Origin of the sequence: Terrabacter sp. GCM10028922, from assembly GCF_042666095.1 — a bacterium.
Taxonomy (GTDB): domain Bacteria; phylum Actinomycetota; class Actinomycetes; order Actinomycetales; family Dermatophilaceae; genus Terrabacter.
The window spans coordinates 370280-393958 of sequence record NZ_JBHTFG010000002.1 but is presented as its reverse complement, the minus strand read 5'-3'; the positions used below and the strand labels follow the sequence as shown (position 1 = coordinate 393958).

Annotated in this window: 22 protein-coding genes; 5 read left to right on the top strand and 17 right to left on the bottom strand. The window is 71.7% G+C overall.

Annotated elements, in window-relative coordinates; all coding sequences use genetic code 11:
- Positions 1-3: 3 nt before the first annotated feature.
- The 3 genes from ACFQU3_RS03260 to ACFQU3_RS03250 all read right to left on the bottom strand — a co-directional run bounded on the left by ACFQU3_RS03260 (position 4) and on the right by ACFQU3_RS03250 (position 1747).
- Positions 4-756, bottom strand: coding sequence for a DUF3710 domain-containing protein (locus tag ACFQU3_RS03260; protein WP_385906387.1), 753 nt, complete (start codon positions 754-756; stop codon positions 4-6).
- 104 nt (positions 757-860) lie between these two features.
- On the bottom strand, positions 861-1397 hold the full coding sequence (gene dut, locus ACFQU3_RS03255) for a dUTP diphosphatase (RefSeq protein WP_385906385.1): 537 nt from the start codon (positions 1395-1397) through the stop codon (positions 861-863).
- 50 nt (positions 1398-1447) lie between these two features.
- The gene (locus ACFQU3_RS03250; RefSeq protein ID WP_385906382.1) at positions 1448-1747 is read right to left on the bottom strand and encodes a DUF4193 domain-containing protein; all 300 of its coding nucleotides are present in this window, start codon (positions 1745-1747) and stop codon (positions 1448-1450) included.
- Positions 1748-2096: 349 nt separating this feature from the next.
- On the opposite strand from ACFQU3_RS03250, the gene ACFQU3_RS03245 reads away from it, so the two are divergent.
- Entirely contained in the window at positions 2097-2282 is a 186-nt protein-coding gene (locus ACFQU3_RS03245) for a hypothetical protein (RefSeq protein ID WP_385906379.1), read from the top strand.
- 105 nt (positions 2283-2387) lie between these two features.
- Here ACFQU3_RS03245 and ACFQU3_RS03240 read toward each other — a convergent pair whose 3' ends face one another.
- From ACFQU3_RS03240 to ACFQU3_RS03230, 3 genes are read right to left on the bottom strand one after another with little or no spacing between them, the layout of a single operon-like run.
- Complete coding sequence (locus ACFQU3_RS03240; protein ID WP_385906377.1) at positions 2388-3257, bottom strand: inositol monophosphatase family protein; 870 nt, start codon at positions 3255-3257, stop codon at positions 2388-2390.
- Between the two features lie 9 nt (positions 3258-3266).
- Complete coding sequence (locus ACFQU3_RS03235; RefSeq protein WP_385906374.1) at positions 3267-4382, bottom strand: ferrochelatase; 1116 nt, start codon at positions 4380-4382, stop codon at positions 3267-3269.
- A gap of 46 nt (positions 4383-4428) precedes the next feature.
- Positions 4429-5067 carry a trimeric intracellular cation channel family protein gene (locus tag ACFQU3_RS03230; protein ID WP_385906371.1) on the bottom strand — a complete coding sequence of 213 codons (639 nt, stop codon included), beginning with the start codon at positions 5065-5067 and terminating at the stop codon, positions 4429-4431.
- Between the two features lie 185 nt (positions 5068-5252).
- On the opposite strand from ACFQU3_RS03230, the gene sepH reads away from it, so the two are divergent.
- Positions 5253-6635 carry a septation protein SepH gene (gene sepH / locus ACFQU3_RS03225; protein WP_385906368.1) on the top strand — a complete coding sequence of 461 codons (1383 nt, stop codon included), beginning with the start codon at positions 5253-5255 and terminating at the stop codon, positions 6633-6635.
- Positions 6636-6773: 138 nt separating this feature from the next.
- Here sepH and ACFQU3_RS03220 read toward each other — a convergent pair whose 3' ends face one another.
- From ACFQU3_RS03220 to ACFQU3_RS03200, 5 genes are all read right to left on the bottom strand, one after another.
- On the bottom strand, positions 6774-8270 hold the full coding sequence (locus ACFQU3_RS03220) for an HNH endonuclease (protein WP_385906365.1): 1497 nt from the start codon (positions 8268-8270) through the stop codon (positions 6774-6776).
- Positions 8271-8441: 171 nt separating this feature from the next.
- Positions 8442-9134: a thymidine kinase gene (locus ACFQU3_RS03215; RefSeq protein WP_385906362.1), complete on the bottom strand. Its 693-nt coding sequence runs from the start codon at positions 9132-9134 to the stop codon at positions 8442-8444.
- 11 nt (positions 9135-9145) lie between these two features.
- On the bottom strand, positions 9146-10366 hold the full coding sequence (locus ACFQU3_RS03210; RefSeq protein WP_385906359.1) for an alkaline phosphatase family protein: 1221 nt from the start codon (positions 10364-10366) through the stop codon (positions 9146-9148).
- Between the two features lie 19 nt (positions 10367-10385).
- Positions 10386-10985: a DUF5998 family protein gene (locus tag ACFQU3_RS03205; RefSeq protein WP_188032162.1), complete on the bottom strand. Its 600-nt coding sequence runs from the start codon at positions 10983-10985 to the stop codon at positions 10386-10388.
- 99 nt (positions 10986-11084) lie between these two features.
- Positions 11085-13781: a GNAT family N-acetyltransferase gene (locus ACFQU3_RS03200; RefSeq protein WP_385906356.1), complete on the bottom strand. Its 2697-nt coding sequence runs from the start codon at positions 13779-13781 to the stop codon at positions 11085-11087.
- A gap of 54 nt (positions 13782-13835) precedes the next feature.
- Between ACFQU3_RS03200 and ACFQU3_RS03195 the strand changes: the two genes are divergently transcribed.
- The 3 genes from ACFQU3_RS03195 to ACFQU3_RS03185 are packed head-to-tail and all read left to right on the top strand — an operon-like array spanning position 13836 to position 18087.
- Entirely contained in the window at positions 13836-14459 is a 624-nt protein-coding gene (locus tag ACFQU3_RS03195; RefSeq protein ID WP_385906353.1) for a nitroreductase family protein, read from the top strand.
- A 53-nt stretch (positions 14460-14512) separates the two neighbouring features.
- A complete protein-coding gene (locus tag ACFQU3_RS03190) occupies positions 14513-17047 on the top strand; it encodes a DNA topoisomerase (ATP-hydrolyzing) subunit A (protein ID WP_385906350.1) in 2535 nt (844 codons plus the stop codon).
- The gene (locus tag ACFQU3_RS03185) at positions 17044-18087 is read left to right on the top strand and encodes a sucrase ferredoxin (protein ID WP_385906347.1); all 1044 of its coding nucleotides are present in this window, start codon (positions 17044-17046) and stop codon (positions 18085-18087) included. Before ACFQU3_RS03190 ends, ACFQU3_RS03185 begins: the two co-directional genes overlap by 4 nt.
- A gap of 15 nt (positions 18088-18102) precedes the next feature.
- Here the strand turns inward: ACFQU3_RS03185 and ACFQU3_RS03180 are convergent, their stop codons facing one another.
- From ACFQU3_RS03180 to ACFQU3_RS03155, 6 genes are read right to left on the bottom strand one after another with little or no spacing between them, the layout of a single operon-like run.
- Positions 18103-18945, bottom strand: a complete 843-nt coding sequence (locus ACFQU3_RS03180; protein WP_385906344.1) for a tetratricopeptide repeat protein — start codon at positions 18943-18945, stop codon at positions 18103-18105.
- Positions 18942-19952 carry a VWA domain-containing protein gene (locus tag ACFQU3_RS03175; protein ID WP_385906341.1) on the bottom strand — a complete coding sequence of 337 codons (1011 nt, stop codon included), beginning with the start codon at positions 19950-19952 and terminating at the stop codon, positions 18942-18944. Before ACFQU3_RS03175 ends, ACFQU3_RS03180 begins: the two co-directional genes overlap by 4 nt.
- Complete coding sequence (locus ACFQU3_RS03170; protein WP_385906338.1) at positions 19949-20938, bottom strand: VWA domain-containing protein; 990 nt, start codon at positions 20936-20938, stop codon at positions 19949-19951. The genes ACFQU3_RS03175 and ACFQU3_RS03170 overlap by 4 nt, the downstream gene beginning before the upstream one ends.
- Positions 20929-21408, bottom strand: a complete 480-nt coding sequence (locus ACFQU3_RS03165) for a hypothetical protein (protein ID WP_385906335.1) — start codon at positions 21406-21408, stop codon at positions 20929-20931. Before ACFQU3_RS03165 ends, ACFQU3_RS03170 begins: the two co-directional genes overlap by 10 nt.
- Entirely contained in the window at positions 21395-22282 is an 888-nt protein-coding gene (locus tag ACFQU3_RS03160; RefSeq protein WP_385906332.1) for a DUF58 domain-containing protein, read from the bottom strand. The genes ACFQU3_RS03165 and ACFQU3_RS03160 overlap by 14 nt, the downstream gene beginning before the upstream one ends.
- 25 nt (positions 22283-22307) lie before the next feature.
- Complete coding sequence (locus tag ACFQU3_RS03155; RefSeq protein WP_385906614.1) at positions 22308-23282, bottom strand: AAA family ATPase; 975 nt, start codon at positions 23280-23282, stop codon at positions 22308-22310.
- Positions 23283-23679: the final 397 nt, after the last annotated feature.

The following is a 23679-nucleotide window of genomic DNA, read 5'->3' as shown; positions in this document are numbered from 1 at the left end:
CCATCATCGGACCTCGGTGATCTCGGGACCACGCTCGAAGGGCTTGAGGTCCTCGGCGGTCGCGCCGGTCTCGTCGTCCTCTGCCTGTGCGGCGCCCTCGGCGTCGGGCAGGCGCAGCGGGAGCAGCTCGCGCGGGGGCATCGCCTCGGCACCGCGGTCGATGACCGTCGTGCGGATGACCTCGTGGACGGCGTCCGCAGCTGCGGGCTCGATGGCGGCCCGGCCGGAGACCACGGCGCGGAGGAACCAGCGGGGACCGTCGACGCCCACGAAGCGCGCCGGCATGAACACGGTGCGGCCCTCGGGCCCGGACTGCGGCATCCGCGTCAGCAGCTCCTCGCCGAACTCCCCCGTGAGCACCTCGGCGGTGCCACCGGCGTCGACGATGCTCGCGGCGATCTCGTTGCGGATGTCGATCCAGACACCCTCGGTGCGCGGCGCGGCGAAGGCCTGCAGCTGGACGGCGGACTCGCCGATCACGGCCGTGACGCCGGTGATCTGCTGCTCCTGCTCGTTGATCTCGAGCCGCAGCTCCATGCCCTGTTGGCCCTTGAGCCAGATGGCGCCGAGGTTGAGGTAGTCGCTGTCGTCGTCGACCTGTGAGCGGTCGAGCGGACCGGTCGTGCCGTCGATGCGCGCACCGTCGGGGTCGGCACCGTCGACGTCCGCGGCCTCGTCGAGGTCGTCGGCAAGGTCCGTGTCCACGGCCTCGGTGTCCGGGCGGTCCTTCGACTTGCCCCGGCTGAAGAGTCCCACGTCGTTTCCGTCCTTCTGAGTCCTGCTGTCCGGCGGGCGTCGTGCCCTCCGGAGAGGTGGTCGTCACGGCGCTGACGCAGCGCCCGGCGAACCGTATCCGATGATCACGCCCTGGCGGGCGTCTCCCCCATCGTCGGCGAGGCGGCGCCCCCGGGACCGAACCCACCCGTGGATCCGTGTCCAGTGTCCCCCCGACTGGTCTCGTCGAGCGAATCGACCGCGAGGAAACGCACCCGCTCGACGCGCTGGACGACGAGCTGGGCGATCCGGTCGCCACGGCGCACCGTGAAGGCCGTGCGCGGGTCGAGGTTGACGAGGTTGACGAGGATCTCTCCCCGGTAGCCCTCGTCGACCGTGCCGGGTGCGTTGACGATCGAGATGCCGTGCCGCGCCGCCAGCCCGGACCTGGGGTGCACGAAACCTGCGTGTCCCGGCGGGAGAGCGATCGCCACGCCGGTGGGGACGAGCACCCGCTCCCCGGGCTCGATCGTCACGTCGATGCGGGCGCAGAGGTCGGCGCCCGCATCCCCCGGGTGGGCGTAGCCGGGCAGGGGAAGATCAGGGTCGAGCCTGTGGACCGCGACGTCGACGACGTCCGCCTCACCGGCGGGCCGGTCCGGGACAGCACAAGGGTCGGTCACGGGGACCGACCCTACTTGCTCCAGAGCCTGCTGCCCGGACTGCGGTGCGCTCAGGCCGCGCACTCCGTGCAGATCATCATGCCGTTGCTCTCCTTGGCGAGCTGGCTGCGGTGGTGGACGAGGAAACAGCGTGAACAGGTGAACTCGTCGGCCTGCTTGGGCAGGACCCGGACCGACAGCTCCTCGCCCGACAGGTCGGCGCCCGGGAGCTCGAAGCCCTCCGCCTGCTCGGTCTCGTCAACGTCCACACTGGACGACGTCTTGTCGACGCGACGGGACTTCAGCTCCTCGATCGAGTCTTCGCTGAGGTCGTCGTCGGTCTTGCGTGGCGCGTCGTAATCGGTTGCCATCTCGTTGTCTCACTTCTACTCGTGCTGCGCCTTGCGGTCTGTGACGCGAAGAACGCTCGTGGGGTCGTGCTTGTTCCCGCAATGACCCTCGCTGTCAACCCCGGTGTTAACAGCCACGAAACATGTCCGCGTGCGCGTATGGTGCCCGATCCGAACGGCGTTGTCACGTTGCCGGAGCCACTGTCTGAGACAGGGGTCGCACCGGTCGGGTGGGACCTACCCTTTTCGGACCAACAGTTCACCCCCGCTTTGCCATCCACCTACCGAGGCGGGTGCACATTGGGGGTCCTACGGCGCGGTAGGGTCTCCGGACCCGACCGAACGACCCCACGGCCCGGAGGTGGCACCCATGACCGAGTTCGTCGACCAGATCAGACAGCGCGTCCACGACGCGTTGGGCGACCTCGCCGACGCCCAGGCGTCGAACGACGACTACCGCATCCAGGTGCACACCGGTGAGCTGGAGTCGTTCGCGCGGCTCGCGGCCGAGAACGGCATCCGCGTCCCCGAGCTCGAGCCCTTCCAGGCGGCCTGAGCCGGTCCGACCGGACCACCGGAGGCGTATGCCGCCCGCACCCTGACACACGAGGACGCCCCACCCGGCTCGGCCCGGTGGGGCGTCCATTCGTGTCTCGGTGGCTCAGCCGCCCGCGGCCTGGGTGGTGAAGAGGGCGTGCACCTGCCCCACGAGCTCGGGACCGGCCGCGACGGTGAGCAACCGTCCGGGCGACTCCTGCTCCCCGATGACGACTCCCCCGGCCTCCTCGACGATGAGCCAGCCGGCCGCGAGGTCCCAGGCGTTGAGCCCAGCCTCGGCGTAGGCGTCGACCGAGCCGTCGGCGACGCGGACGAGGTCGAGCGCGGCGCTGCCGATGCGGCGGATGTCGCGAACGAGGGGCAGCACCCGCAGGAGCACCTCGGCCTGGCGCGCGCGGATCTCCGGGGCGTAGCCGAAGCCGGTGGCGAGCAGGGTGCGGGCGAGGCGGTCCTCGGCGGACACGGCGAGGCGCCTCGGCTCGGTGCCGTCGTCAGACTCCGGACGGGTCCAGGCCCCGGTGCCGTGCCCGGCGTGGTGCACCAGGCGCAGGCACGGGTCGGCGACGGCGCCAGCCACCGGCGTCCAGCCACCTTGCGCGTGGGCGTCGCCGACGACGACGGCCACGGACACGGCATACGCGGGCACCTCGTAGAGGTAGTTGACGGTGCCGTCGATGGGGTCGATGACCCACGTGAGACCGGACGTGCCGGCCACGTTCGCGCCCTCCTCGCCGAGGATCCCGTCGTCGGGTCGGGCCTGCTGGATGAGCCGGTGCAGCAGCTCCTCCGAGCGGCGGTCCATCACCGTCACGACGTCGGTCTCGGTCGACTTCGTCGCGTCGACCCCCATGCGCGGCGGGCGCTCGTCACGGATGAAGCGTGCGGCTTCGGTGGCGAGGGTGACGCAGAGCCGCTCGAGCTCCTCGACGGTGACGCCGTCGGGGAGAACGGGCTCGGTTCGGATGGTGGTCATCGGGTCCTCTCAGTCGCTGCCGCAGAGGGCAGGTCGGGCCTGGCGAAGGTTGGGGCAGCAGCCAACGGCACACACCGACGGCATCCGTCCCTCGAACTGCGGCACGGGTTCGCCGCGCGCCTCTGCAGCCCGCTCGAGCAGGGCGTCGGCGAGGTCGCGGACGAAGACATCTCCGGTGCCGACGGTCGGGACGCGCGCGAGCGCGATGCCGAGCTCGTCAGCCGTCTGGCGGGCCTCGGTGTCGAGGTCGTAGACGACCTCCATGTGGTCGCTGACGAAGCCGATCGGAGCGGCCACGACGGTGCGCACCCCGGACTCCGCGAGCTCACGGATCCGGTCGTTGACGTCGGGCTCGAGCCACGGCTGCGTGGGAGGCCCCGACCGCGAGCAGAAGACGAGCTCTCCCGTGAGGTCACGGCCGAGCACCCGGTTGGCCTCCGTGGTGAGCCGGGACGCGAGCGCGAGGTGCTGGCGCCGGTAGAGGTTGCCCTCACCGTCGCCCGGCCCTGACGTGTCGTCCATCGCATCGGGGATGGAGTGGGTGACGAAGAGCAGGCCGATCTCGGCGTCTGGCGCACCGTCGAGGGCGCGCAGGGCCCGCACGAGCTCACCGAGGTTGGCCTCGGCGAAGCCGGGGCGGGGGGCGTACGGCGGCACCTTGTCCAAGTGGAGCTCGATCCCCTCGTCGGCGAGGGCCGCGGTCGCGTCGGCGAGGTTCTCGCGGTACTGGCGGCACGACGAGTAGCTCGAGTAGGCGCTCGTCGCGAGGACGACGAGGCGCCGGTAGCCGGCGGCGTGCGCGGCTCGGAGGGTGTCCTCGAGGAACGGCTCGCTGTTGCGGTTGCCCCAGAGGACCGGCGTCTCGATGCCGCGGGCGTCGAGCTCGGACCGCACGGCGGCGATGAGGGCACGGTTCTGGTCGTTGATCGGGCTGCGTCCGCCGAACAGGTAGTAGTGCTCGCCCACGGCGGCGAGGCGATCGTCGGGAATGCCACGTCCGGCCGTGACCCGCCGCAGGAAGGGCATGACCTCGTCGGGGCCCTCCGGTCCGCCGAAGCCGAGGAGGAGCACGGCGTCGTAGGGGGCGAGGCCGGGATCGGCCGTCGGGGATGTCTCTGCTGTCATGTCTCCGCCAGGGGTCGGGGTGTGCTGATCGCGGGGATGCTGGACGTCACGTCGACGCGGACGTCCGCAGCGGGGTCGGTGCGTTGAGGTCGAGTCGCACGGCGAGCATGCGGACGCCGAAAACGAGTCCGGCGGCGGCCCACAGCACCCAGTCCTGGAGCGAGCCGAGCTGCGCCGCGACGACGATGATGACCGAGCCGAGCATGGCGGGGATGGCGTACAGCTCCCGTCGCAGGACCTCTGGCACCTGTCCGGCGAGCAGGTCGCGCACGACGCCCCCGCCGACCGCGGTGATGACGCCGACGAGAACGGAAGCGATGGGTGACACACCCAGTGTCGTGACGGCCTTGAGGCTGCCCGCGACGGCGAACGCAGCGAGCCCGGCGGCGTCGAGGACCCGGACGAAGCGGGTGATCCGCTCGACTCCGGGGTGGAAGAGGAACGTGACGATGCCGCCGAGCGCGGCGGCGGTCACCAGTCGCCAGTCGCTGATGCCGACCGGCGGGATGTCACCGATGAGCAGGTCACGCACGATGCCGCCGCCGAGGGCCGCGGCACACGCGAGGACGATGACGCCGAAGAGGTCGAAGCGCTTCTTGACGGCGACGAGCCCACCCGACAGCGCGAAGACGAACACGCCGACGAGGTCGAGGGCGAGCTGCGCGGACGCGAACGAGGTAGGCATGCCACAGCAAACGGTACCCGTGCGGCGTGGTCGCTTTGGTGGGCACCCGGCCCGATGGCATGCTCGACTGCACAGCGCACGAGACGGCAGCACCCCTTCAGCAGCAAGCCACCAGAACGTCAGAGATACGCCAGCAGTACGTCAGCACCGCACGAAACGCAGACTCGTCACCGGGAGACCCACCCATGCACCACCTCAGGCTCGTCGGCGTCCACGAGGACGGAATGCACCTGATGCTGGCCGACGACGAGGGGAACCGCTTCTCCGTCCCGCTCGACGAGGCGCTCCGGGCCGCGGCGCGGCGCGACGTCCCGCGGCTCGGCCAGCTCCAGATGGAGATCTCAGGGGGCCTGCGCCCCAAGGACGTCCAGTCGATGATCCGCGCCGGTCTGACGGCCGACGAGGTCGCCGAGCGCGCCGGTTGGCCGGTCGAGAAGGTGCACCGCTACGAGGGCCCGATCCTCGCCGAGCGCGAGCACGTCGCCGGCCTCGCCCGTCAGGTGCGGCTGCGGGCCCGTGGCGGCTCGCACGGCGGGGCCCCGACTCTCGAGGCCCGCGTCGCCGAACGCCTCCGCAGCCGTGAGATCGACGGCGGGTCGGCGCGCTGGGACTCCCGTCGCACCGACAAGGCCTGGACCGTCCTGCTGCACTTCAACGCCGGTGGGCGCCAGCGCGAGGCCGCCTGGCACTTCGACCCTCTGGCACGTACCGTGTCCGCCGTCGACGACGAGGCCCGATGGCTGAGCGAGGACGAGGACCAGCAGGCCCCGGGCCCGATCCCGGCCCCGCACCTGAGCGCGTCGGCGCGCCCCAGCCGCGTCTACGACGTCGAGGCCGAGGGTGGCGTGGCCGCCCCGTCCCGCCGTCGCGACGGTGAGACGGTCGACCTCATGGCCGCGATGCGCGAGCGGAGCGCCCAGCGCGGCCGTCGCCGGCGGCCCAAGTCCGCGGAGGTGCCCGGCCTCGACAGTGCGCCGGAGGAGGCGCTGCCTCTCGAGGAGCTTGCCCGCGACCCGCGCGAGGAGCTCCCACCGCCGGCGCACACGCATCCCGAGGACGACCCGGAGGTCGTCAAGAGCGGCACGACCGAGGAGCGGGTGGGCGCCGAGGTGGCTCGCCGAAGGGCGCGTCGCGCTGAACCGACCCAGCCGGTTCAGCAGGTTGCGGACGACGCTCCACCGGCGGGCGCCGACGGCCCACAGACTGGCGTGGAGGGTGCGACGCCAGAGACCGACGCGGCCGACACCACGGCCGTGACCGACGCGGCCGACGCCACGGCCGACGTGACCGAGGACGACCCTCACGCTGGGCCGAGCGCACCCCGTCCACTCGCGAGCGTCGCACCGGCTGCCTCCGACGCGGGGCCGGCCTCCACTCACGACCTCGACGACGAGCGTCAGCTGGATGCCGGCAACCGGCACGACGAGTACGACGACGACGTGATCGAGCAGCGGGCCGCAGCCCCAGACACGAAGCCCGCGCCGAAGCCGGCGCCGCCAGCACGAAAGTCGGGTCGTCCGAGCGTTCCGAGCTGGGACGACATCATGTTCGGGCGCCGCAACGACTGACCGCTCACCGACTGGACCTCGGCCGGTCTGGTCCACAGCGTGGCCGGCGGGTCGTCGAGATCAGCCATGGCGCAGCCGTGCCGCTTACCCTGTGCCTTGCGGCGCGGGGCGCATGTCACCCTCGGGATCGACGTGCGGTCAGAAAGGCGGCGGGTCGTCAGCCGATGTGCCGTGTGGGTCGTCGGGTGGGTCGTCGGGCGGGTCGTCGGGTGGGCCTGTGCCGGGGTCGCGCAGGGCTTCGCGCCAGTCCTTCGGGTAGGTGATGTACTCCCGGCCCGCGAGCGAGGTCCACGAGATCCCGTCATCGCCGACCCGGCACACGGTCCACACTCCGGCCGTCTTCCCGTTGTGGCAGCCCCGGCTCAGCGACTCGAAGTTCGAGACACGCGTCTCACCCCGCGGCCACGGCACGAGGTGGTCCAGGTCGCACCGCTGCGCCGGCACCTGACAGCCTGGCGCCCGGCAGACCCCGTCCACCGCGCGGACGTGCTCGACCATCGCCGGGGTCGGCGCGTACCGCTCGGTCGACAGCTCCAGCGCCCGGCCCGAGTCCACCTCGACCGCGAGCCGCTGCCACACCGACCCGGGCGCCGTCATGATCCGCCGCGCGTGCCGCGCGGTGACCCACCCATGGCCCGGGATCTCGCACGCCGCGTCCGAGAGGCCGGCCGCGACCTCGAACGGCACCACGATCCGCACCACTGCCGGCGGCGCCTCCGCCAGCAGCCCGCCGCAGGTGAGGCCGTCGCCATCGGCGGCGGCGGAGCCGGCCGGCACGACGCCGAACAGCGCGAGGTCACAGAGCAGGTCGCTGCGCAGCTGCTCCAGAGTGCGCTCGTCACCCGCCGCGCGAGCCGACCGGGCCAGCGCGTCGACCCGGTCCAGGACCCCGACGACCCGCTCGGCCGTCGCGACAACGGTGAACGTCCCCATACCGTCCTCGATGATGCGGCCGTAGGCCGTGCGCCGACCGGCCGCCCAGCGCCGCCGCTGCTGCTCGCCGCGCGAGTCCGCCGACCGCACGCACCGGCGCAGCCGCGTCGCGAAGAGCCGCTGCGAGGCCACCGAGCCGTCCGGCGCCGGCGCCAGCACCGTCGCCTCCAGCTCCGGCAGCACCTCATCGGCCAGCAGCCGCGTCTCGGCGACGACCTGCAACGCCCGGTACAGGCCCACCGTGCCGGCCCGCAACCGCTCGCGCAGCACCCGGTGACGCCACGGCGCCCTCGCCAGCTCCAACCGCCGCGCCACCTCCGCCGCCCCGACCCCCGTCGCACACGCGATCTCCTGCGTCACGACCTGCTCGGCCGTCAACGGCACCGGCGCCCGCGTCACCAACCGCGCCAGCTGCTGCTCCTCGATCGTGTGCAACGCCGCATACGCATCGACGATCCCCGCCTCGAGGCGCGCCTTCTGCACCTCGAGGCGCTCGATCTGCGCCAACACCGCATCCGCCGCCTCATCCAGCGACGGGCTCCGCAGCCCCTCACCCGCGCCCGGGCCGCACCCGTCCTGCCCGTCCTGCCCTTCGTGGGCGTCCTGAGTGTCTTGCCGCGGCCGGAACGCCAGCCCGGTGCCCGTGAAGCTCAGGTGGACGACCGGCTCGAACGGCGAGCGCCAGGTGTCGAGGAATGGCACGAACTCACTCCTCTCACCCGGGCTTGCCTACCCCTCCATTAGAACAGTTGTTCGACTCCCCGGCAAGAGTTGTCCACAGACCGAGTGCGCGAATCCGCTTCCCTCACAGCCGGATCCGACCGCCCACCCACCCGCGTGAGCGGGCTGCGGCTCCAGGCTGGGTCGAGAGGATCAGTCGGCCTGCGTGATCGGCAAGGGCGGGAGCGGGCACACGTCGAGGTCGAAGGGGAGCACCTCGGGCGAGAGGGCGGCCGCCTTCGCGGCGTGCGAGGTCATGCGCCGCATGTAGTGCCGGCGGCACAGCACCTCGTACTCCACGAGGCCGGTCGTGCCGGGCTGCGTGTCACCGACGACGACCTGCTCGCCCTCGACGACCATGACGCCGTCCATGACCCGGGCGTTGGTCGTGGCTCGCCGTCCGCACCAGCACAGCGCCTCGACCTGGAGCACCTGCACCCGGTCGGCGAGCTCGATGAGCCGCTTGCTGCCGGGGAAGAGCTCGGTGCGGAAGTCCGCGGTGATGCCGAACGCGAAGACGTCGACGTCCATCTCGTCGACGATGCGGGCGAGCTGCTCGACCTGGTCGCTCGTGTAGAACTGTGCCTCGTCGCAGATGAGGTAGTCGATGCGTGTGCCCGCCGTCGCCCGACCGACGATGGCGTCCCAGAAGTCGAGGTCGTCGCCGACCTCGAGCGCCCCGGTCGACAGGCCGAGACGCGAGCTGAGGACGTTGGTGCCGGCGCGGTCCATCTTCGTGAAGATGAGGCCGACGCGACCGCGCGCGCCGTGGTTGTGGTCCATCTGGAGGGCGAGGGTCGACTTGCCGCAGTCCATGGTCCCGGAGAAGAAGACGAGCTCAGCCACGAGGCACCACCCTAGGCGCCGAGACGGGGCGGGACCACGACCACCGGTACGGCGAGTTCCGCCTCGCTGATCGAGCCGTGCAGCCCGAGCAGGGCGACGAGCTCGCGTCGCATCAGACCCGAGTGGACGAGCGCGAAGGAGCCGCGCGTGACGACGACGAGGTCGCCGATCCGCCCCACCACGCCGTCGCGCACCGGACCGAACCACCCCTCGTCGACGGCCTGCTCGCGGGTGAGCAGGTGCACGCGGTCGCTGAGCCGCGAGCGCCACGCCTGCTCGACGTCGGACGCCGCGCCCGGTTCGGCGTACAGCTGCAGGTTGCGTGGCTCACCGCCGAGGTGGCGCACGCCCGACATGAGGCCCGGCTCGTGGAGCAGGTCGATGCGGTCGGCGTACGGGATGTCGATCATGCCGTGGTCGGCGGTGACGACGATCGACGTGTCGTCGGGTACGCGCGCCGCCAGCCGGCGCAGGGCTGCGTCGACCGACTCGACCTCGTCGCCCCACTGCCACGACTGACAGCCGTGCACGTGGCCGACCTTGTCGACCTCACCCCAGTACAGGTAGACGAGTGCGCGAGGTGTGGCACGCACGGCGGCGACGGCGGCGTCGACCCGTTCGTCGAGCGTGCGAGCCCCCCTGAAGCTGCCGCCCCGGAGGGCCGCTGTCGTGAGTCCCGAGCCGTCGAAGTAGTACGGACCGACCATGGTCACGGAGACACCGGCGTTCTCCGCGGCCTCGAAGACGGTCTCGTTCGGCTGCCAGGTGCGCGGGTCGGGCCCGTCCTCCCACGACAGCTCGTTGAGCAGCTTGTCGGTGCCCGGGTCGAGAACCTGCATGCCGACGAGGCCGTGCGAGCCGGGCGGCAGTCCCGTCCCGAAGGTGCCCATGGAGGTGGCGGTCGTCGACGGGAAGCCGCACGGCACGCGGCTCGTCGTTGAGGCCAGACTGCGCAGGAAGGGCGCGTGACCGCTGCGTTGGCGCAGCAGGTCGTGCCCGAGCCCGTCGACGAGCACGACGACGGTGCGCGGAACGGTGGGCAGGTCGAAGACGTCGCGGCCGGCATACCGCGGGACGCCGAGACGGTCGGCCACGGAGGGCAGCACGGAGGCGAGCGTGCCTGTCGACCAGTCGGTCGGCGGGCCCGGGACGGCGACGTGGTGATCGGTGTGGGCGCCGCTGCCAGCGTCGTCGGCGCTGGAGGCCTTGCCGGCGCTGTCGGTCCTCGTCATGGGAGGGATGGCTCTGCGGTCAGTGGGCGATGCCGCTGCCGATGCTGGCGGAAAGCGTCCGCGCGAAACGCATCGCGTGCCCGACCGCGTCCTCGCCGTCGGCGGCCGAGCTGATGCGCAAGGAGATGTCGTCGGAGGCGATGGTGCCCTCGAAGCCGTGGTCGGCCGTGCAGTCCGGGTCGCCGCACTGGGCGGGGATCATGTCGAGACGGCTCACGGCGCCCCAGCCGAGCGTCAGGGTGAGGTCGCGGCCGTGGGTGCCCGGCGTGAAGGTGTCGGGCTGGGCGACGACGTGCGTCAGCATGACGCCGCGTACGGCCGCGAGCGGCACGGTCTCTGTCGTCGCCGTCGCCATGAGCTTGTCCTCGGACTCGGCGTGGTCGTCGGCGTGTGCGATGACGAGACGCTGAGGGGTCACGACGAGGACCGTCACGTGCCGACGAACCGTCTCGTGGTCGAACGTCGTCTCCTGGTGCACCAGGTGCGAGACGACCTCGTCGTCGGCGATGGCGGACTCGACGACGTCGCAGACGAGGGACGGGTAGTACCCGGCGCGGGTGATCGCCTCTGTGAGGTCTTCGGGAAGGGCCCGTCCGGTGCCCGGGGTGGCGCGTCGCATACCCCCCATCCTTGCACCCGAGCGCAGGTGGTCCCGTCAGAGCGGCCGCGCCGCCTGCACCGCGCAGCCGACGGCACCAGGCGAGCGGCCCCCGGCAGGTCAGGTCATGCGGCGGCGACCCGCGTCCTTGCGCACGAGCGCAGGGCGCACCACGACCTCGGCACCGAGGACGTCGATGCCCCCGGTCCACGCATTGACGGGGTTGAGCTCCACCGACGACAGCTCCGGGTGGTCGTCGGCGAGCACGGACAACCGGGCGATGAGGTCGGCGAGGGCGGCCCGGTGCACGGGTGCCGCGCCCCGGTGCCCGCTGAGCAGAGGCGCCGCCTTGACGCCGTCGATGAGGTCGGTGACGTCGACGTCGGTGAGCGGCGGGATGCGGTGTGCGACGTCGCCGAGCAGCTCGGTCGGCGGGCCGGCGACGGAGAAGCTGACGACAGGCCCGAAGAGCGGGTCCTCGCTCGCCCGGATGACGCACGAGACGCCGGGCACGGCCATCCGCTGCACGACGAAGCGGTCGGCGCCGAGTGGGCCCAGCCGCTGGCTGAGCGACGCGTGCGCGTCGCGCACGGACTCGGCGTCGACGAGGTCGCCGCGGACGCCGACCAGGCCGGGCTGGTGGCGCACGACGGGCGACGTCGACTTGAGGATGACGGGGTAGGTGAGCTCCTCGGCAGCCTCGACCGCCGACTCGACACCGGTGACCTCGACCGCCGTCCACACCCGTATGCCGTACGCCCCCAACAGCTCGCGCGACTCCTCGCGGGACAGGGCCCGACCGTCGGGGCTCTCGGCGAGCAGTCGCTCGATGAAGGACTCGGCACGCAGCCGGTCGATTCCGACGGGGGCGACGGGGCTTCCCCGGTCGCGCTGGCGCCACGACGCATACCTCGTGACGGCGTTGAGGGCGCGGATGCCGTCCTCCGGCATGGAGTACGCCGGCACAGAGCGGCGTATGCCGTCCTGCTCGTAGGACATGCTGTCGCCGACACCGCGCATGCCCAGGAACGTCGCCACGCAAGGCTTCTCGTGATCGGCCACGATGTTGCGCACGGCGAGGTGGACCTCCTCGTCGGGTGTGACGAGGGGTGGGATGAAGGCGGCGACGACGCTGTCGACCTCGGGGTCGGCGAAGGCGGCATCGAGCGCCGCGGCGAACTCCTCGGCCGACGCCTGGGGCGGCAGCGAGACGGGGCCGTGCGTCACCCTGAGGCCCCAGCTGACGCACGCGCTGGCACTCAGGGCGCCGAGCGCGTCGGAGTTGCCGACGATGCCGACCCGGTCGCCCTTGGGCAGCGGCTGGTGCAGGGTCAGCTGGGCGACGTCGAAGAGCTGGTGGACGTTCTCGACGCGGATGACGCCGGCCTGGCGCAGCAGGGCGTCGAAGGCCTGTGCGGGCACGTTGGTCACGCGCGTGCGGTGGCCGGGTGGCGCGGCGAAGCTCGAGACCCCGGAGCTGACGACGATGACCGGTTTGACCGCCGCCAGGGACCGCGCGATGCGCGAGAACTTGCGGGGGTTGCCCATGGACTCGAGGTAGAGCCCGACGGTGTCGGTCTCCTGGTCGTCGATCCAGTACTGCATGAGGTCGTTGCCCGAGACGTCGACGCGGTTGCCGGCCGATGCGAACACCGAGATGCCGAGACCCCGTCGGGCTGCCGAGGCGAGGACGGCGACACCGAGAGCGCCGCTCTGCGCGAAGAGCCCGAGCCGGCCCTTCTCGGGGATGACGGTGGCGAGGGACGCGTTGAGCCGGACGGCCGGGTCGTTGTTGACGATGCCGAAGCTGTTGGGTCCGACGATGCGCATGCCCGCGCGCCGCACCCGGCGACGGAGCTTCTCCTGCAGGCGGGCTCCCTCGTCACCGGCCTCGGCGAAGCCCGCCGACAGGACGAGGAGGGCCTTGACTCCCGCCTTGCCGCAGTCCTTGACCACGTCGAGGGCCTGCTTGGCCGGCACGACGACGACGGCGAGGTCGACCGGCTCGGGCGTCTCGAGGATGCTCGGGTACGCCTTGACGCCCTGGACGTGGTCCGCGACGCGGTGGATCGGGTAGAGCTGACCCTGGTAGTCCGACGCGATGATGTTGCGCATGACGAGCGCGCCGATCGACTCCTCCCGGCGGCTCGCACCGATGACGGCCACGCGCTCCGGGAAGAGGATGGTGCGCATGCTGCGCGACTCGGCGCGGTGCTCGCGCGAGAGCTGGACGGCCTTGCTCTGCTCGGTGGGCAGGATGTCGAAGGAGACCTCGACGACGCCGTCCTCGATGTGGTGGGTGACCTCGTAGCCCGCGTCCTTGAAGACCGTGAGCATCTTGCGGTTCTGCGGCAGCACCTCGGCGACGAACCGCGTGATGCCCATCTCCTGGGCGATGGCCGCGAGGTGCTCGAGCATGACCGAGCCGATGCCCTTGCCCTGGAAGTGGTCGGAGATGTTGAAGGCGACCTCGGCGGACGTCGGGTCGATGCGGTCGTAGCGGCCGATGCCGATGATCTCGCCGTCGAGCGTCGCGACCAGGGCCACCCGGTCGTGGTGGTCGACGTGGGTGAAGCGGTGGATGTCGCGCTCGCTCAGCTGGCGCAGCGGCGCGAAGAAGCGCAGGTAGATCGACTCGTCGGACTGGCGGCTGTGGAACTGCCGGATGCCGTCGGCGTCGTCGGGCGTGATCGGCCGGACGTGCGCCACGGTGCCGTCTCGGAGCACGACGTCCGCCTCCCACTCGAGGGGAGCCCCGGTCTGCCGAGCCGTGACCCGCTCCAGCGCACCGGTGTCGTCGAGCTCGCCACCCTCCATGGGGTCATCGTGTCACGTCCCGCCGGCCGTCCAGCCAGGTGGGAGTCTGGTCGCATGGAGTTCACCGAGGTGGTCCGCGCCCGTCGCATGGTCCGTCGCTACGACCCTGACCGGCCGGTCCCGCGGGAGCTCGTCGAGCGGTGCCTGGCCAACGCCGTCCGCTCCCCCAGCGCCGGCTTCAGCCAGGGCTGGGACTTCCTGGTCCTCACCACGCCCGCTGAGCGCGACGTCTTCTGGCGGGCCACGACCGACCCCGACGCGGCGAGCGATCCCTGGCTCGACGGCATACGGGCGGCGCCGGTGCTCGTCCTGTGCCTCTCGCACAAGGACGCCTACCTCGACCGGTACGCCGCGCCCGACAAGGGCTGGACCGACCGTGATGAAGCCCGCTGGCCGGTGCCCTACTGGGACGTCGACACCGGCATGGCCTCGCTGCTCATCCTGCTGACCGCCACCGACGAGGGCTTGGGCAGCCTCTTCTTCGGAGTCCCACCGGGGCACCACGAGGCTGTGCACGAGGCGTTCGGCATCCCCACGAGCCGCACGATCGTCGGGGTCGTCTCCATCGGGTATGCCGTCCCGGGACCGAAGAGCCCGAGCCTGCGCCGCCACCGGCGGAGCGGCCGCGAGGTGGCCCACTGGGGGCACTTCGGCGTGGCAGGTGATGACCCGCGATGAGGCTGCGCGAAGATGGGGTGTTCACCCGCTAGCGGCAAGGAGCACCACCCGGCATGGCCCGTGGAAAGACCACCCCGCCTCCACCCGAGGACTTCGAGGAGAAGATCGTCGGCATCGACGTCGAGGAGGAGATGCAGAACGCCTTCCTCGAGTACTCCTACAGCGTCATCTACTCCCGGGCCCTGCCCGACGCCCGCGATGGCCTGAAGCCCGTGCAGCGCCGGATCCTCTACGGCGCCAACGAGCTCGGTCTGCGCCCCGACCGAGGCCACGTCAAGAGCCAGCGGGTCGTCGGCGAGGTCATGGGCAAGTACCACCCCCACGGCGACCAGGCCATCTACGACGCCCTCGTGCGCATGGCCCAGCCCTTCACGCTGCGCCTGCCGCTCGTCGACGGGCACGGCAACTTCGGCTCGCTCGACGACGGCCCCGCGGCGGCCCGCTACACCGAGGCCCGCATGGCCAACGCGGCGCTGCTGATGGTGTCAGGGCTCGACGAGGACACCGTCGACTTCGTCCCGAACTACGACGACACGCAGCTGCAGCCGAGCGTGCTGCCGGCGGCGTACCCCAACCTTCTCGTCAACGGTGCGGCGGGCATCGCGGTCGGCATGGCGACGAACATGCCGCCGCACAACCTCGTCGAGGTCATCGGCGCCGCGCGTCACCTCATCGCGAACCCGACGTGCTCGCTCGAGGACCTCATGAAGTTCGTCCCCGGGCCCGACCTGCCGTGCGGCGGCAAGATCGTCGGGCTCGAGGGCATCCGTGACGCCTACCTCACAGGGCGTGGCAGCTTCCGCACCCGGGCGACCGCGCGCATCGAGTCGATCACCCCGCGCCGCAAGGGGATCGTCGTCACCGAGCTGCCCTACCTCGTCGGACCCGAGAAGGTCATCGACAAGGTCAAGGACCTCGTGCAGGGCAAGAAGCTGCAGGGCATCGCCGACCTCAAGGACCTCTCCGACCGGCAGCACGGCCTGCGACTCGTCATCGAGGTGAAGAACGGCTTCAACCCCGAAGCCGTGCTCGAGCAGCTCTACAAGCTGACGCCGATGGAGGAGAACTTCGGCATCAACAACGTGGCCCTCGTCGAGGGCCAGCCGCGCACGATGGGGCTCAAGGAGCTGCTCAAGGTCTACGTCGACTTCCGCACCGACGTCGTCCGGCGACGCACGGCCTTCCGACTCGCGAAGCGTGAGGAGCGCCTGCACCTCGTCGAGGGCCTGCTCATCGCCATCGTCGACATCGACGAGGTCATCCAGGTCATCCGGTCCTCCGACGATGCCGGCACGGCCCGCACGCGGCTCATGGAGGTGTTCGACCTGTCCGAGGCGCAGGCGACCTACATCCTCGATCTCCAGCTGCGCCGCCTCACGAAGTTCTCGCGCATCGAGCTCGAGACCGAGAAGTCAGAGCTCGAGCGGGCCATCGAGGAGCTGCGGGCGCTGCTCGACAACGAGAAGCTGCTCATGAAGCTCGTCTCGACCGAGCTCGCCGACGTCGCCAAGGGGCACGGCACCCCGCGTCGCACGGTCCTGCTCGAGAGCTCCGGCGTCAGCGCGGCCGCCACCGCCGCGTCGCCTCTCGAGATCGCCGACGACCCGTGCTGGGTGCTCCTGTCGTCGACCGGTCTGCTCGCCCGGACCGGCACCGCCGACCCGGTCACCGCCGAGGGCTCGCGCTCGAAGCACGACGTCGTCATCGGTGCGGTCCGCACGACGGTCCGCGGCGACTTCGGGCTCGTCACCTCTGCCGGACGCCTGGTCCGGCTGTCGGCGCTCGACCTGCCGACCCTGCCCCCGACCAACGGCGCCCCGAGCCTCTCCGGCGGTGCCCCGCTCGCCGCGTACGTCGACCTGTCCAAGGCAGAGGAGCCGGTGACGATCGTGCCCGTCGGCGCGGACGCCCCGGTGATCGCCGTCGGCACGGCGAGTGGTGTCGTCAAGCGCATCACCCCCGACGCGCCGAAGAGCAACGACTGGGACGTCATCAGCCTCAAGGACGGTGACCGGGTCGTCGGCGCTGGGGTGGCAGACCGCGAGGACCTCGACCTGGTGTTCGTGACGTCCGACGCCCAGCTGCTCCGCTTTGCGGCGAAGTCCGTTCGCCCACAAGGACGCTCGGCCGGAGGCATGGCGGGCATCAAGCTCGCGCCGGGCGCGCGAGTTGCCTTCTTCGGAGTCGTCGATCCCGCACGCGACGGCGTCGTCGTCACGTCGGCCGGCTCGTCGGGGGCACTACCGGGCACCGAGGGCGGCTCGCTCAAGGTGACGCCGTACGCGGAGTACCCGCCCAAGGGCCGCGCGACCGGTGGCGTGCGATGCCACCGCTTCCTCAAGGGCGAGGACACCCTCGTGCTCGCCTTCGCCGGCAACACGCCCGCGCGAGCGGCCGCCGCCAACGGCGTCGCCGTGGAGCTGCCGACGGCCGACGGCCGACGCGACGGCTCGGGCATCGCGACGACCGCCGTCATCGCCCACGTCGCCGCTCCCCCGGCCACCGAGCAGGCCGCCGGCTCCAGCGACCCCAGCGACCCGAGCGACACGACGGCCACCGACGGCGGCGACGCAGGAGACGCCGGATGACAGGACCGTCGGACCGTGCGACCGGTGTCCAGGCCGACACCGAGTTCGTCGGGCCGGGCGTCGAGCACGACGAGCACCCGGCCACGAGCGGACACGGCAGCCCGGCGTCCGACGCGTGCTCGGTCCAGTGGGACCACGACGGCACGAGTGCGTACGGCACGGCGGCGACTGCCGCGTTCTTCGTCATCGTCGAACAGCCCGGGCCCTGGGGCCGCGACGCCGCCCGGGACTCACACCTCGACCACGACCTCGGCGCCGAGCTCGACGCCCGCACCAGTCACGCGGGCGGGCGGTTCATGCTCGTGCGCCGGCCCGGCGGTCACCCCGCTCACGACGGCCCACGCCACGTCCTGCTGGCGCACACGGGGGCCCGGGCCGACGATGCCTGGCTCCTGATGGCCGAGGTCGACGACGTCGGCGACCTCCTGGGCCTCGACTGGGCCGGTCTCGCCCGCGGCAGCCGCGCACTCGTTCAGGCGTCGCTGCCTGGCTCGCGCCCGGCCGAGCCGACGCTTCTCGTGTGCACCAACGGGCGCCGCGACGTGTGCTGCGCGGTGCGGGGACGTCCCCTTGCCTCCCACGCCGCCCGGGTGGCCCCGGGGCGCGCGTGGGAGGTCTCGCACACGGGCGGGCACCGCTTCGCCCCGACAGCCGTCCTGCTCCCCTGGGGACAGACCTTCGCGCGGCTCGACGACGAGGCAGCCGAGTGGGTGCTCGCCGCGAGCGACTCGGGGCACGTCCCCGCGGAGCTGCTCGGCCCCCTTCACGACCGGGGCCGCTCGAGCGTCCCGGGTCCTGCGCAGTGCGCCGAGTCCCACGTGCGCCTCGAGACCGGCGAGACGCGGCTCGCGGCGCTCTGGGCAGACCAGCCCGAGGCGACCGACAACGGCTGGGACGTCATGGTGACCCACGCCGACGGTCGGCGCTGGCACGTCGCGGTCACGCGCGTGCCCGCAGGCCGCACGCGCCCCGAGTCGTGTGGCAAGAAGGCGGTCGACGTCCTCGAGCACCGGGCAACGATCGTCGAGGCGTGGTTCTAGACCCTCTGCGCGACGTCACCAGGGCTTCGGGTACGTCGGCGAGCCCCCACCGGGGAGCGTGTCGTCGCTCCCCTGCTGCTGGTTGCGTTCGATGGTGTTCTGTCGCTGCTGCTCCTGGAGGTAGTCCTGCTCCTCCTGGCTCGGCGTGTTGCCGGGGTCGGGCGTCGGCTGCGCCGGCTGGCTCGGGCCCGGCTGAGGCTGCTCGCCCTGCGGCGGCTGGTCGTCCTGTGGCGGTGTGTCGGAGTTCTTCTCCTCCATGCGCTGCTGGGCCTGCTCGAGCTGCTCACCGGTCTGGCCGCCCTCGGGCGCTTCGCACAGCGGCGGGCGTTCGCTCGTGATCTTGATGCCCTTGTCGTAGTACTGCTTCCACTCGTCGGTGCGCTCGCGGGCCTTGGCCTGGTCGCCGAGCGCCTCGTAGGTCAGCCCGAGGTTGACCCGGACCTTGCACTCGTCGATGCCACCCTTGGGCACCTGCTCGAACGCCTGCTCGAACCACGGGCGGGCGAGCTCGAAGTGCCCCGTCAGCACGTGGGCGTCGCCGATGGCGAACGGCGAGCGGAACTGCTCGACGACGTTGACCCATCCCTGCCTCTCGCCCCACAGCATGGTGCGCTGCTTGTCGCCCGCCTGGTAGGCGTCGAGAGTCTGCCCTGCGACGAGGTTGAGCGACACGAGCCGGGCGGCGACGAGGACGAGCAGGACGACGACCGGTGCGGACGCGAGCAGCAGCCGGCGTCGGCGCCGGCGCAGGGGTGGTGGCAGGGGCGGCTTCGCGCGACGGCGCAGCCACCCTCGACCACGCAGCGGCGCCTCGGGCGGGCTGTCTGCGCGGGCAGGTGGGTCGTCGAGGAGCGTCATGGCCCGGGCTCCTTCCGTCGCCTGGTCTGCACGAGCGCGGTGACGCTCGCGCCCACCTCCCATGCCGCGATGCCGGCGACGCCGATGAGCAGTGGCCAGTAGAGCTCGCGCCGGGCGAGGACCTTCTGCTTCTCGATCTGCTCGCTCGTGCCGAAACGCTCGAGGTCGATGCCCTCGACGGCCGGGTCGATGGCATCGCCGGACTCGCGGTGCAGGTAGGGCAGGCCGAGCTGGTTGCCGACAGCCTGCAAGGTGTCCTCGTCGATGACCGAGCGGGCGTCCTCACCGGTCGCCGGGTCCTTGATGTAGGTGCGCGACGTGTCGAAGCGCGATCGCGTCGCCTTCATCCGCCCGCCCTCGGCCGTGCCGTAGCCGAGCACCGCGCCACCGTTGACGAGCCGCCTGTCGATGTCGAACGGCGCCGGGGCCTCGGGAGCCGTCTGCTCGCCGTCACCGAGGTAGAAGACGACCCGACCGCGCTCTGGACTGCGCGCATCGGCCTGCTCGAGCAGCGTCTTGAGCCGGTCGTTCGCCTGGCTCACCGAGGTACCGCGCGAGACCTCGTAGGACTCCGGGAGCAGCGTCTCGACTGCGGCGTCGAGCGCGGTCGTGTCGGTCGTGAGCGGGAGCCGCACTCGTGCGTCCTGGTCGAACGTCACGATGGAGTAGCGGGCGCCCGGCAGGTCGGCGGCGATGGCCGCGATGTCGGTGGCCACGCCCTCGATGCGGGGCCGTTCGTCGCCGTAGTCCTCGGCGATGATGCTGCTCGTCGTGTCGACGACGAAGTAGACGTTGAGGTTGGCCGCCGTCGTGTCGACCTGCTCTCCCGGCACCGCCGGCCGCACCGCGGCCCCACCGAGCAGCAGCACCGCGGCCGTGAGCCGCCAGTGCGTGGCCCTCGACTCGCCCGGGACGGTGCGGGAGGACGGGTTCCACCACACGGCTGCCAGTCCCGCGACGACGAGGACGAGCAGCAGGGGCCAGGGCACGACGGGCAGCAGGCTCACGATGCCCACCTCCGGCTGGCGCCGATCACCCCGAAGAGCCCGACGCCGGCGAGCACGATCGGCAGGGTCGGGTTGTCGGTGTAGAGCGACCGCGCGGCCGCGTCGATGAGCGTCGCCTCCTGCGCCTGCACCGAGTCGACGATCCCCTTGATCGCCGACTGGTCGCTCATCGCGTAGTACTGACCGGCGGTGCCGGTCACGACGTCGCGCAGCTCGGTGGCCTCCTCGTCGGGGCCGTCCTCCTCGGGGTTGAGGCCGTAGACGCGCACCCCCTTCACCTTGGCCAGCTCGCCCGCCTCGTCGATGTCGATGATCGGCCGGCCGGCCAGATGGTTGTCGGTGGCGAAGACGACCGAGCGTGCCCGCTGCACGTCGACCTTGTCGAAGCTCGACACGCAGGTGGCGAGGCCGTCGCCGATGAGCGAGGTGCCGCGACCGTTGAAGGTGCCGGCGAAGAACGAGTCGTACTCCGGGTCGCCGGTCAGCGCGCGTGCGGCCGTGTCGAGCTCGGTGTTGATGAAGTCGTAGTCGTCGGTGAGCGGGAAGACCGTCGCGGCCGAGGAGTTGAAGATGATGAGCCCGATGCGCTCGCCCTCGAAGTTCTTGACGAGTGTCTTGAACGTCGCGACCAGCGTGGCGTCGTAGGCGGCCATCGAGCCGGAGATGTCCAGGCACAGCATGATGTCGCGGCTGCGCGTCTGCGGCTTGTCGACCGTCGTGTCGAGCGGGCGGGCCGCACCTACGAGGGCCGCGCCGCCGAGCAGAACGGCGCTCAGCGCCAGCACCGCCATCCGGATGCGGTGGAGGCGAAGCGCCCGACGGTATGCCGGCAGCTCGGTCAGCGCCGTCGAGTTCGCTACTGCCGCAGCCGCCTTCGCCGACCGGCGGGACAGGTGGCGGTAGACGGCATAGGCGAGGAGCGCGGCGAGCAGCGTGCCGAGACTCAGCACGCCGGGGAACTTGAGGTCGAGTCCGTTCAGCTCCACCGCGCCACCACCTGCTTGGCCACGGTGCCCGCGCCGGCGAGCGTCGCCGTCTCGCGCGGGCCGAACTCACCCGGGTAGAGCGTGCCGACGACCTCCGACACGGGAGTCAGCCGGGGGCCCCGCGCGTTGAGCTCGGTGAGCGTCATGGTCGGGGCGTGGATTCCGGAGACCTCCTGGACGAAGTGGCGGACCAGGACGCTCAGCTGCTGGTGCGCCCGACGCTGCGTGATCTCGCCGGAGGCGGCCCGCTCGAGCACGAGGTCGATCTGCCGCGTGTAGTCCTCGCGCAGACGCGACAGACGGTCCGGCGTGACGCGTGGCGGCACGACGACCTTCCTCTCACGCGTGCTCCACCACACCCAGGCGTACCAGGCGGCGACGAGAGCAAGGATCCCGATGCCGATCCACAGCCACTTCGCGGCATACGGGTCGGGCGCGTAGAAGCCGGGCGGCGGTTCAGCGGCGCGCACGGCGCTGCCTCTCGAGCAGGGCGAAGACCGTGCCGACGACCTCGTCCGACGACCCCAGGCGGCCGTGGTTGATGCCGCGGCGGTCGAGCAGCTCGGTCGTGCGCCGCACCCGCTCGGCCACGGACACGGCATACGCCTCCCGGACCTTGGGGTCGAGGCGCACCAGCGTCGGCAGGGTGTACGTGTCGGCCACGTCGTAGGCCGTCCGGTCGCCGTCGATGGCCGTGGGGTCGGCGTCCTCGACGGTGAGCCAGAGGATCTCGTGCTGGACGTGCAGGCGGCGGAGCAGCTCGTCGAGTGCGGGGTCGAGGTCCTTGTCGTCGGCGACGACGAGGAGCACGAGCCGACGCCGCACGTTGCGGACGACCCAGCGCAGCTGCGTCGCGAGGCTGCTCTGGTCACCCTCGAGGGTGGTCGACGCGTCGATGGCCCGGAGCAGCAGCTCGAGATGGGCCTCGGTGCCGCGCAGGTCGTGGGCGACGGTCGAGCTCGCGGTTCCCCGCACGAGCCCGACGAGGTCACCATGGCGCTGGGCGAGGTAGCCGACCAGGCCCGCGGCGGCGATGGCGACCGCCTTCTTCGGCTCGCCGCTGCGCGTCGTGGCCGCCATGCCGCGGCCGGTGTCGATGACGAGCATGAGGTTCTGCTTGCGGGTCGCGACGTAGCGCTTGACGAGCGGCGCCTGGTGCCTGGCCGTGGCCCGCCAGTCGATGTCCCGGACCTCGTCACCCGGCACGTAGTCGCGCAGGTCGTCGTAGTCGAGGCTGCGGCCGTGGAAGACCGACGCGTACTCCCCCTCGAGCAGGCTGCGCGACTTGCGGCGCGCGTGGACGAAGAGCTTGCTCTTCACCCTCGTCAGCAGCGTCGTCGTCATGTCGCGTCTCTCGTGTGAATCCCGTTCAGGGAGTGCGGATCCCGTTGACCATGGCGTCGATGATGCTCTCGACCTCGACGTCGTCGGCCGCCGCCTCGAAGCCGAGCGTCACGCGGTGCCGGAGCACGCGGTGCGTCAGCGCCTTGACGTCGTCGGGCACGACGTGGTTGCGACCGTCGATCAGTGCGCGGGCCCGCGCCGCGCTCGTGAAGGCGATGCTCGCGCGGGGGCTCGCGCCGAAGTCGACGTACGTCGCGAGCCTGGGCTCGATGTAGTCGCGCGGGTGCCGCGTGACGTAGCCGATGCCGACGATGTAGTTGATGATCGCCGGGTCGACGTAGACGCGTCCGACGAGCGCCTGGAGCCGCTTGACGTCGGCGACCGAGACGACGGGCTCGGAGGCGTTGACGAAGATGCCGGAGTCGATGCGCCGCAGCACCTCCGCCTCCTCGGCGGGCGAGGGGTAGTCGAGGACGTCCTTGAGCATGAAGCGGTCCATCTGCGCCTCGGGCAGCGGGTAGGTGCCCTCCTGCTCGATGGGGTTCTGCGTGGCGAGCACGAGGAACGGGTCGGGCAACGCATAGCTGCGGTCGCCGATCGAGGTCTGCCGCTCCTGCATGGCCTCGAGCATCGCCGACTGGGTCTTGGCGCTGCTGCGGTTGATCTCGTCGAGGAGCACGAAGTTGGCGTGGACCGGGCCGAGCTGCGTCTCGAAGGCACCCGTGTGCTGGTTGTAGACCTGCGTGCCGACGATGTCGCTCGGCAGCAGGTCGGGTGTGCACTGGATGCGGTGGAAGGTGCCGCCGACGGACTGCGCGATCGTCTGCGCGGCCGTCGTCTTGGCGAGACCGGGGACGCTCTCGAGGAGCACGTGGCCGCCGGTGAGCAGGGCGATGAGGAGCGTCTCCTGCAGCCGCGCCTGCCCCACGACCTTCGAGGCGAACGCCGTGGAGATCGCCTCCACCGTCTCACCCGCCCAGTGCAGCTCGTCGGGGCTCAGGTAGCGGGGTGGCGCGGGGACCGTGCGGTCCGGCGCGGTGTCGATGCCGCCGACGGCGACGTCCTCGTCGGGGGTCTCGGGCGTGCCGGAGAGCTGCTGGGGCTCGCTGGGTATGCCGGCGTCCGCGGCGTCCTCATGGTGCGCACCGGAACCACCGTCCACACCGTCCTTCGCTGCCCGGGTGCCGGGCAGCTGCACCGTGAAGGTCTCGGCCGCGTGACCGTCCAGCGCGTCCCGCTCCTGCCGGGACTCCGGCGCGGACTGCGGTGCGGGCAGGCCGGAGCGCTCGTCGGCGACCGACTCCTCGGCGTTGACGTTGCCACCCATCGATTCCCCTTCTCGACGCGTACCGGCGGAGGGAGTCGCGCCGGCAGGGACACATCGTAAGCACGGCTTG